The organism is Undibacterium sp. TC9W (genome assembly GCF_049339865.1).
Classification (GTDB): domain Bacteria; phylum Pseudomonadota; class Gammaproteobacteria; order Burkholderiales; family Burkholderiaceae_D; genus Undibacterium.
This window is the reverse complement of the sequence record NZ_JBMPPJ010000074.1, coordinates 1-452: the sequence shown is the minus strand read 5'-3', so window position 1 is coordinate 452 and position 452 is coordinate 1. Positions and strand designations below refer to the sequence as shown.

General features: G+C 48.9%; 1 protein-coding gene. It reads left to right on the top strand.

What is annotated here, in order from left to right:
- Window positions 1-452 (top strand): EF-Tu/IF-2/RF-3 family GTPase (locus tag ACO0LN_RS30305; RefSeq protein WP_422980479.1); only part of this gene is annotated, 452 nt, incomplete at both ends.

Sequence of the window (452 nt, the reverse complement as noted above, 5' to 3'; positions counted from 1 at the left end):
CGTATCGAACGCGGTATCGTCAAAGTTGGCGAAGAGATCGAAATCGTCGGTATCAAAGACACAGTCAAAACAACATGTACTGGCGTTGAAATGTTCCGCAAACTGCTCGACCAAGGTCAAGCAGGCGACAACGTCGGCGTATTGCTGCGTGGAACAAAACGTGAAGATATCCAACGTGGTCAAGTGTTGGCAAAACCAGGTTCGATCAAGCCGCATGCGCATTTCACAGGCGAGATCTATGTTCTGTCCAAAGATGAAGGTGGCCGTCATACCCCATTCTTCAACAACTACCGTCCACAGTTCTACTTCCGTACAACGGACGTAACTGGTTCGATCGAGTTGCCGAAAGACAAAGAAATGGTCATGCCAGGTGATAACGTATCTATCACTGTAAAACTGATCAACCCGATCGCGATGGAAGAAGGCTTGCGCTTCGCTATCCGTGAAGGTGG